Genomic DNA, 8,577 nt, shown 5'->3' on the forward strand with positions numbered 1-8,577 from the left:
GCCGGAATTGCTGGACGAGTATTCCGACATGGTGCGAAGGCTGATGGACACCCACTATTCCGACGTCACCCGCTACACCACCAGCGGCTTCCTGCGGGTAAAACTCGGCGCGGCGCTGAGCAAGCGCGGCGTCGCGCCGCATATTTACGAAAGCGCCGAGGAAGCGGCCCAGTCGTGAGCGGCCTCGTGTTCTAGGCAGTTCGGCCGGGTTGAGCCGGCGGCGCGAGTCGGCTTATCTGGACCATTGATTACGAGAAGCGACGGATTGTGCGCATGAATGCGGAAGCGGAAGTTCTGGTCGAGGAAATCGGCGGAATCGGTCTGGTGACCCTCAATCGCCCCAAGGCGATCAATGCGCTCACGCTGGGAATGGTTCGGTCGATTTCGGCGGCGCTGACGCAATGGAGCGCCAGCGACGGCGTCAGCCTGGTGTTGATTCGTGGGGCAGGCGAGCGCGGGCTCTGCGCCGGCGGCGACATTCGCGCCATTTACGAGGACCTGCTGAGCGGCAATCTGCGCCCGGCGGGGTTCTGGCGCGAGGAATATGCCCTCAACCAGATGATCGCCGACTATGCGAAGCCCATCGTCGCGGTGATGAACGGCATCGTCATGGGCGGCGGCATCGGCCTTTCCGCCCATGCGTCACACCGCATCGTCACCGAAACCACCACCATCGCCATGCCGGAAACCAGCATCGGCTTCCTGCCGGACGTCGGCGCCACCTATCTGCTGTCGCGGGCGCCCGGCGAAAGCGGAACCCATCTGGCGCTGACCGCCGGCCGCGTCGGCGCCGCCGACGCGCTTTTCCTCGGTCTCGCCGACTTTCATATCGAAATGGCGCGGCTGGCCGATCTACCGAAACGCTTGCGCGACTGCCGCTCGGCGGAAGATATCGAAAAGCAATTGCTGTCGCTGGCGACGCCGCCCAGCCCGGGGGAGCTGGAGTCGGCCCAGAGCTGGATCGACGAGGCTTTTTCTGCCGATACGGTCGAAGAAATCTGCGAGCGTCTCGCCGCGCGCGGTGAGCCTGAAGGACTGGATGATCTGCAGAAAATCCGGGGCAATTCGCCGACTTCGCTGAAGATCGCGCTGCGGGCGCTGCGCAAGGGCCGCGAATTCAAGAAACTCGCGCCCTGTCTCGCCATGGAGCTGACGGTCGCGACCCACCTCATGCGCAGCCACGACATGCGCGAGGGCGTTCGCGCGGCGGTGATCGACAAGGACCGCAAGCCCAAATGGTCGCCGGCGAGGCTTGAAGACGTGTCGGACGAGGCGGTCGAGGCTTATTTTTCGGACAGCGATTTGAAATAACGCCTAATCTCGTGAGATTTGGTTAGGAGCGAATGCGACGCCGAGCTGAAGCGAGGGATCGTTGACCGCGACGAGTCGGGGCAAAGAGTTTTTATATGGGTCTGGATTGGAACGACCTGCAATATTGCCTCGCGGTGGCGCGTGACGCCACGGTTTCGGCGGCGGCGAAAAGACTGGGCGTCGATCATGCCACGGTGATCCGCCGCATCGACCGACTGGAAAGCGCGCTCGGCGCAAAACTGTTCGTGCGGCGCAAGACCGGCTATGAAATCACCGACGCCGGCCGCCGGGCGATGGCGGTGGCGGAATCGATCGAGTCCGAGATCCGCAGCGGCCAGGCGGAAATCGGCGGCGGCGGCGCGCATCTGACCGGCTCGGTGCGCATCGGCGCGCCCGACGGTTTCGGCAGCTATTTTCTCGCGCCGCGCCTTGGCGCCTTCGCCGACCAACATCGCGACCTCGATCTCGAACTGGTGGCGACGGCGCGGCTGTTCTCGCTGTCGAAGCGCGAGGCGGATATCGCCATCAGCCTCGCCATGCCGCAGGAAGGCCGGATTTTTGGGCGGAAACTGGTCGATTACCGGCTGTTTCTTTACGCCTCGAAGGATTATCTTGAGCGAACGCCGGAAATCCGGCAGCGCTCCGACCTGATGGGAAGGCGGGTGATCGGCTATATCGGCGAGCTTCTGTTCACGCCGGAACTCGACTATCTCCCGCAGGTTCTGCCGGGTCTTTCGGCGCAGATCCGCAGCGCCAATCTGATCGCGCAATTGCAGGCGGTGCTGGCCGGGGTGGGCGTCGCGGTCCTGCCCCGTTTTCTGGCCAGGAACTTCCCGCAGCTTGTCCCGATCCTGCCCGACGAGATCTCGATACTCAGGTCATTTTATCTGCTGATGCACGCCGATGGACGGCAATTCCCGCAGGTGCGGGCGGTGGCGGATTATCTTTACGATCTGGTGGAGAACGAGAAAGCGCTGTTTCTTGATGGGCCGTAGAGGTTCGCGCATCGACTTGGCGAACATTCGGGGCGGCCTCTGCTGCGACTGCTTGTCACCCTACCGAGGACATTCATTGATCCGGAACAAATGTCTTGAGGCGGCGGATTGCAGTCATACTGGCTTTGGCAGGCTTTGAACCAACCTCAGAATAGCGTATATATAGATAATCCAGCAATGGAGATTGCCATGCTCAAGCAAACAGGCTCTGCTTTGGCCCTTTCATTACTTTTTGTTCTTTCACCTGCCACTGCGATGGCCTATGGTGGCTACTTCCCACCCACTGAGGAAGCGAAGCCGGCGCCGCCTCACCATATGATGAAGCATCACCGCCAGAAAGAGATGAAGCACCATCAGGCCGTGGGAGAAACGCCGAGGATGGAAGAAAAGACAAACTGATGGCGGCTACCAGGTGTCGCTAAGGGCCAAGGCGCGATGCACGCGAGCCTCGTGGTGCATGGACTTGAACTGCTGACTTCGAAACCATAGGCGCAATGCCGCTTTCGGCTCCAGCGCTCAATAGCCGGTCATTTCCACATGGCCTTTGCCTTGTTGAGATCCATCAATGCTGATGGGGCGTTCGAGATTGCCGGTTATGGCGCCGAGCCGTCCTTCGTCGTCATAAGGCAATGGCTCCTTCGAGCCGCTTCGGAAGGAAGTCATCCAGCTCGGCAACGTCCGGAAATGGCCGCCTTGCAGACGCACGCCGCAAAAAAGAGGCGGAAACCATCCCGATTTCCGCCCCCAAAAATTTTGTCCCCGAAATCAATGCATCGTCGGTATGACAAAGCTCGCGCCATCCTTGACGCCTGAGGGCCAGCGCGCGGTGACGGTCTTGGTCTTGGTGTAGAAGCGCACCGCGTCGGGACCGTGCTGGTTGAGGTCGCCGAAACCCGAACGTTTCCAACCGCCGAATGTGTAATAGGCGATCGGCACCGGGATCGGCACATTCACCCCGACCATGCCGACATTTACGCGAGAGGCGAAGTCGCGGGCCGCGTCGCCGTCGCGGGTGAAGATGGCGACGCCATTGCCATATTCGTGGTCATTGCAGAGTTTCAGCGCGGCTTCATAATTCTGCGCGCGCGCGATCGACAGCACCGGCCCGAAGATTTCTTCCTTGTAGATACGCATGTCGGGGGTGACATGGTCGAACAGGCAGCCGCCGAGATAGAAGCCGTTTTCATAGCCCTGCATCTTGAAGCCGCGCCCGTCGACCACCAGCTTCGCGCCTTCGCTCTCGCCGATGTCGATATAGGATTTCACCTTGTCGAGATGGGCCTGCGTCACCAGCGGGCCGTAATCGGCGGTCACGTCGGTGGAGGGGCCGATTTTCAGCGCTTCCACGCGGGGAATCAGGCGCTTCACCAATTCGTCGGCAATGGCCTGGCCGACCGGCACCGCGACCGAAATCGCCATGCAGCGCTCGCCCGCCGAACCATAGCCGGCGCCGATCAGCGCATCGACGGTCTGGTCTAGGTCGGCGTCGGGCATGATGACCATATGGTTTTTCGCGCCGCCGAAAGCCTGCACGCGCTTTCCATTGGCGCAGCCTCTCGCGTAAATATATTCGCCGATCGCGGTGGAGCCGACGAAGCCGACAGCCTTGATGTCCGGGTCGTCGAGAATGGCGTCCACCGCCTCCTTGTCGCCGTTGACGACATTGAGGATTCCGGCCGGCAGCCCGGCCTCGATCATCAGTTCGGCGAGACGCAGCGGCACGCCCGGATCGCGCTCCGAAGGTTTCAGAATGAATGCGTTGCCGCAGGCGATGGCCGGACAGAATTTCCACATCGGGATCATCGCCGGAAAATTGAACGGCGTGATGCCGGCGACGACCCCGAGCGGTTGGCGCATCGAATAAATGTCGATGCCGGGACCGGCGCTGTCGGTATATTCGCCCTTCAGAAGGTGGGGAATGCCGATGCAGAATTCCGCCACTTCAAGACCGCGCTGAACGTCGCCCTTGGCGTCGGGAACGGTCTTGCCATGTTCGCGCGCCAGCAGTTCGGCCAGCGGCTGCATGTCGCGATTGACCAGTTCGACGAATTTCATCATCACCCGGGCGCGGCGCTGCGGATTGGTCGCCGCCCAGGCGGGCTGCGCCGCGCGGGCGTTCTCGACCGCTGCGCGCACCTCGCTCGCCGAGGCCAGCGGCACTCGCGAAATCACTTCGCCGGTCGTCGGCAGATAAGCGTCGGCGAAGCGGCCCGACGTTCCCTTGACGTGCTTGCCGCCGATAAAATGGGTAATTTCCGCAACCATGGGCTTTCCTCTCCAGACTTGTTGTTTCGCAGACTTGTTGTTTCCATGGGTTTGAACGAGGCGGCCTTTCCCTTCAACGCATATATTCGCCAAACGGTTGTGTGAAAAATCGTCTTCCGCACCGCAATATAGTCGCATGTCTCGGGATTTCTGCGGATCGGTTCTGCTTTTTGCGGCGTTTCCTTGTTGGGCAATGCTGTTAGGCTCAGCCGTTAAATCGGGCCGTCGCGACGGAAGCGTCAGGCTTGAAGTAAGGGCAGGGGGAAATGCTGGACCACAATAGCCACGACGTCGCCAATCCTTTCGCGCTCACCGAGGAGCAGCGCGCCATCCGCGACATGGCGAGCGATTTCGCGCGCGAGGAACTGGCCCCCAAGGCGGTCGAATGGGATCAGGAAAAGCATTTCCCGGTCGATGTTTTCCGCAAGGCCGCAGCGCTGGGCATGGGCGCCATTTACGCGCGAGAGGACTTTGGCGGTTCGGGCCTGACCCGCCTCGACTCAGCCCTGATCTTCGAGGCTCTGGCGGGCGGCTGTCCCTCGGTCGCCGCTTTCCTGTCGATCCATAACATGGCGACCTGGATGATCGACCGTTTCGGCGACGACGCGCAGAGAGCGAAATATATCCCCAAACTCGCCACGATGGAGCACCTCGCCTCCTATTGCCTGACCGAGCCCGCCGCCGGTTCCGACGCCGCCGCCCTGCGGATGCGCGCGGTGAAAGACGGCGACGAATATGTGCTCAACGGCGTCAAGCAATTCATCTCGGGGGCGGGCGCCTCGGACATTTATGTGGTGATGGCGCGCACCGCCGAGACCGGCGCCGCCGGCATTTCCGCCTTTGTCGTCGAAAAGGGAACGCCGGGACTTTCCTTCGGCGCCAATGAGAAAAAAATGGGCTGGAACGCCCAGCCGACGCGGCAGGTGATCTGCGAGGACCTGCGCCTGCCCGCCGCCAGCCGCCTTGGGCCCGAGGGTTCGGGCTTCAAGATCGCCATGGCCGGGCTCGACGGCGGGCGGCTCAATATTTCCGCCTGTTCGCTCGGCGGCGCGCAGAACGCGCTCGACCGGACCCTGGCCTATATGGCGGAAAGGCAGGCTTTTGGGCGCAACCTCAGCGATTTTCAGGCGCTGCAATTCCGCCTCGCCGACATGGCGATCGACCTGGAGGCGTCGCGCTCCTTTCTCTGGCGGGCGGCCTGTGCGCTCGACGTCAAAAGCCCCGAGGCGACCAAGCTCTGCGCCATGGCCAAGAAATTCGTCACCGACGCCTGTTTCAACGTCGCCAACGACGCGCTGCAATTGCACGGCGGCTACGGCTATCTCGCCGAATACGGCGTCGAGAAGATCGTGCGCGACCTGCGCGTCCACCAGATTCTCGAAGGGACCAACGAAATCATGCGGCTGATCGTGGCGCGCAATCTGATCGCCGGAAAATAAGAGAGACAGGGAACGAAACATGACGAAAATCGCATTCATCGGACTGGGCAACATGGGCCTGCCCATGGCGGCCAATCTTGTCCGCGCCGGCCATGAGGTCGCCGGCTTCGATTTCGCTCCCGCCGCCATGCAGCGGGCGGCCGAGGCGGGGGTCGTCGGCGCCGACAGCGGCGCCTCGGCGGCGGCAGACGCGGATGTGGTTGTCACGATGCTGCCGATGGGGAAGCACCTGATCGACGCCTATTGCGGCGCCGGCAGCCTTCTCGCCGCGACAAAACCCAAGACCCTGTTCATCGACTGCTCGACGGTCGATATCGCCAGCGCCCGCATCGCCCATGAGGCGGCGGCAAAAGCGGGGATGCTCTCGGTCGACGCGCCGGTGTCGGGCGGGGTCGGCGGCGCCGCCGCCGGCACGCTGACCTTCATGGTGGGCGGTTCGGACGAGGCGGCCAAGGCGGCGGAGCCGATCCTCGCCGCCATGGGCAAGAAAATCGTGCATTGCGGCGCCGCTGGCGCCGGCCAGGCGGCGAAAATCTGCAACAACATGATTTTGGGTGTTTCGATGATCGCGGTGTCGGAAGCCTTCGTCCTCGGCGAAAAGCTCGGCCTGTCGCATCAGGCCCTGTTCGACGTCGCCTCGACTTCCTCCGGACAATGCTGGTCGCTGACTTCCTATTGCCCGGTTCCTGGCCCTGTTCCGGCGAGCCCGGCAAATAATTCCTACAAGCCCGGCTTCGCCGCCGCGCTGATGCTGAAGGATTTGAAACTGTCGCAGGCGGCGGCGGAAGACGTCGACGCGCCAACCGCGCTCGGCCTTCACGCCACCCGAATTTTCGACGATTTTGTCGGGGCGGGCGGCGCCGAGACGGATTTTTCCGGGGTGATCAATTTCATCCGCACCGCGCACGGAGCCTGACACATGAACGCGATTTCCCTACCCAGGTACGAAACCATTCTGGTCGAGCAGCGCGGCCGCGTCGGCCTCATTACGCTCAATCGTCCGCAGGCGCTGAACGCGCTGAACGTTCAGAGCGCGATCGACATCACCGGCGCGCTGAAGATGTTCGACGCCAGCGACGATATCGGCTGCATCGTCATCGCCGGGTCGCAAAAAGCCTTCGCCGCCGGCGCCGACATCAAGGAAATGCAGTCGCTGTCCTATATGGACGCGCATCGGCTGGACTGGTTTCACCTGTGGGACCTGCTGCCGCAGATCCGCGTTCCGATCATAGCGGCGGTTTCCGGCTATGCTCTGGGCGGCGGCTGCGAACTGGCGATGCTCTGCGACATGATCATCGCCTCGGAGACGGCGAAATTCGGCCAGCCGGAGATCAAGATCGGGGTCATGCCGGCGATGGGCGGTTCGCAGCGCCTGACCCGCGCCGTCGGCAAGGCCAAGGCGATGGACATGTGCCTGACCGGACGGATGATGGACGTCAGCGAGGCCGAGCGCAGCGGGTTGGTGTCGCGCGTGGTCCCGGTCGACAAGCTGATGGATGAGGCGCTTGGCGCAGCCGAAACCATCGCCTCCATGTCGCTGCCGGTGGCGCGGCTTTGCAAGGAGGCGGTGAACATGGCTTTCGAGATGCCCCTCGGCCCGGCCGCGCGTTTCGAGCGCCGGCTATTCCAGTCGCTGTTCGCCACACAGGACCAGAAGGAGGGTATGGGCGCATTTGTGGAAAAGCGGCCCGCGCATTTCGGCAATTCCTGACGGGTGCGCAGGCGCGTTCGTGTTCTTCTAGCGATCGAAAAGCGATTTTGCGCCGGCGTTCAGCCGGCGATATTCGGCATAGTTCCGGAGCAGCCGGTGCGGGGCGAATTGAACCTTGGCTTCGCGCCCCGCGCCAAAGAAGGGAAGTTCGACGGCGCCGTTAACGGGGCTTGCCGGAACAGGCGCCTGATTTAGGGGACGGATGGTCACGCCATAGGGCAGCATGCGATCCTCGGCCGGTTGTGTTCGCAAGGAAGGTGGCGCTAGCTTGACGCTGCGTCATTTTGTCCAACCAGCATTTCCGCTGAAAAGTTCCGAAAAATATCGCCCATGACCGACTCATTTTGCCGCCCGATGGTTTGCCTGCGTGAGGCCGCTTTCGTTCCGCAAGGCCGGGCGGACGCTATCGACAAGGTTTTTGCCCTCGCTCGGTGTGACAAGGCGGCGCCGATCGCGATCACAGCGGTTCCGAATACCGGCGGCATGGCTGGCGTTGCCGCGATAGATGAGGGAGCGAGAGCTGTTGTCGAGAAAGGTTATGGCGGCGCGTAAGAAAAACCGAACGCGACACGGTCCGATTTTAATGATTACATTATCTCGTCAAGCTATCTTTAGACGATGGGGCCCTTTGACTGGAACTCGCGAGCTGATCACAGTTTAATTGTGGCCATGCCAGGTAAACAGCACGTATGTCGTGTCAATAAACATTTGTACAAGTTTCAAAGAGACGATGGCCGAAACCATAATTAAAAACAACGCTATTAAATCGGAATATCTGGCCATGGCGTCAGCTCCGAAATTATTGATGTTTCAATCCAAAACCGTGCCCAATAGAAATTACGTCAAAGTTTTAAGA

Annotated in this window: 8 protein-coding genes; 6 read left to right on the plus strand and 2 right to left on the minus strand. The window is 61.7% G+C overall.

Annotated features, from left to right (window positions below; translation table 11 throughout):
• The first annotated feature begins 273 nt into the window (after positions 1 to 273).
• From ACLP2E_RS11590 to ACLP2E_RS11600, 3 genes are all read left to right on the plus strand, one after another.
• Positions 274 to 1,311, plus strand: a complete 1,038-nt coding sequence (locus tag ACLP2E_RS11590; protein ID WP_442466017.1) for an enoyl-CoA hydratase/isomerase family protein — start codon at positions 274 to 276, stop codon at positions 1,309 to 1,311.
• Between the two features lie 95 nt (positions 1,312 to 1,406).
• The gene (locus ACLP2E_RS11595; protein WP_442466018.1) at positions 1,407 to 2,306 is read left to right on the plus strand and encodes a LysR family transcriptional regulator; all 900 of its coding nucleotides are present in this window, start codon (positions 1,407 to 1,409) and stop codon (positions 2,304 to 2,306) included.
• A 189-nt stretch (positions 2,307 to 2,495) separates the two neighbouring features.
• On the plus strand, positions 2,496 to 2,705 hold the full coding sequence (locus tag ACLP2E_RS11600) for a hypothetical protein (protein WP_442466019.1): 210 nt from the start codon (positions 2,496 to 2,498) through the stop codon (positions 2,703 to 2,705).
• Between the two features lie 366 nt (positions 2,706 to 3,071).
• Here ACLP2E_RS11600 and ACLP2E_RS11605 read toward each other — a convergent pair whose 3' ends face one another.
• Complete coding sequence (locus tag ACLP2E_RS11605) at positions 3,072 to 4,571, minus strand: CoA-acylating methylmalonate-semialdehyde dehydrogenase (RefSeq protein WP_442466020.1); 1,500 nt, start codon at positions 4,569 to 4,571, stop codon at positions 3,072 to 3,074.
• Between the two features lie 266 nt (positions 4,572 to 4,837).
• On the opposite strand from ACLP2E_RS11605, the gene ACLP2E_RS11610 reads away from it, so the two are divergent.
• The 3 genes from ACLP2E_RS11610 to ACLP2E_RS11620 are packed head-to-tail and all read left to right on the plus strand — an operon-like array spanning position 4,838 to position 7,721.
• On the plus strand, positions 4,838 to 6,010 hold the full coding sequence (locus ACLP2E_RS11610) for an isobutyryl-CoA dehydrogenase (RefSeq protein WP_442466021.1): 1,173 nt from the start codon (positions 4,838 to 4,840) through the stop codon (positions 6,008 to 6,010).
• 19 nt (positions 6,011 to 6,029) lie between these two features.
• Complete coding sequence (gene mmsB / locus ACLP2E_RS11615; protein ID WP_442464144.1) at positions 6,030 to 6,926, plus strand: 3-hydroxyisobutyrate dehydrogenase; 897 nt, start codon at positions 6,030 to 6,032, stop codon at positions 6,924 to 6,926.
• 3 nt (positions 6,927 to 6,929) lie between these two features.
• Positions 6,930 to 7,721: an enoyl-CoA hydratase gene (locus tag ACLP2E_RS11620; RefSeq protein WP_442466022.1), complete on the plus strand. Its 792-nt coding sequence runs from the start codon at positions 6,930 to 6,932 to the stop codon at positions 7,719 to 7,721.
• Between the two features lie 27 nt (positions 7,722 to 7,748).
• Here ACLP2E_RS11620 and ACLP2E_RS11625 read toward each other — a convergent pair whose 3' ends face one another.
• Positions 7,749 to 7,946 carry a hypothetical protein gene (locus ACLP2E_RS11625; RefSeq protein WP_442466023.1) on the minus strand — a complete coding sequence of 66 codons (198 nt, stop codon included), beginning with the start codon at positions 7,944 to 7,946 and terminating at the stop codon, positions 7,749 to 7,751.
• Positions 7,947 to 8,577: the final 631 nt, after the last annotated feature.

The organism is Rhodoblastus sp. (assembly GCF_052145335.1).
Classification (GTDB): domain Bacteria; phylum Pseudomonadota; class Alphaproteobacteria; order Rhizobiales; family Beijerinckiaceae; genus Rhodoblastus.